Genomic DNA, 499 nt, shown 5'->3' with positions numbered 1-499 from the left:
ATTTCTAGAAGCGCCTACGCCGACATGTACGGCCCCACCGTCGGTGACAAGGTCCGCCTGGCCGACACCGAGCTGTTCGTCGAGGTCGAAAAAGACTTCACCGTCTATGGCGAGGAAGTGAAATTCGGCGGCGGCAAAGTGATCCGCGACGGTCAGGGCCAGAGCCAGTTGCTCGCCCATGAAGTGGTCGACACCCTGATCACCAACGCGCTGATCATCGACCACTGGGGCATCGTCAAGGCCGACGTCGGCCTGAAGAACGGTCGTATTCACGCGATCGGCAAGGCCGGCTACATCGCGCTGCTGTCGGCGATCACGATGGTGATCGTCGCCGGACACGGTGACAACGAGATCGTCGACGGCCTCTGGCGCGCGGTGAACGTGCTGGTCGGCATCGCGATCGCGCTGGCGTTCTCGTTCGCGCTGCCGCTCTATGCGACCTACTCGTGGCGCTACAAGCTCGCCGACGCGCTGCGCGCGTGCGCGGCCGTGCACGCAC

At 64.1% G+C, this 499-nt stretch carries 1 pseudogene; it reads left to right on the top strand.

Annotated features, from left to right (window positions below):
- Window positions 1-499, top strand: a pseudogene (locus SB816_RS29810) (hypothetical protein); the annotation flags it as partial.

This window comes from Achromobacter sp. SIMBA_011, from assembly GCF_046535435.1.
GTDB classification, from domain to species: domain Bacteria; phylum Pseudomonadota; class Gammaproteobacteria; order Burkholderiales; family Burkholderiaceae_B; genus Achromobacter; species Achromobacter dolens.
The sequence above is the reverse complement of the archived record's forward strand: the minus strand, read 5'-3'. Positions and strand labels throughout refer to the sequence as shown.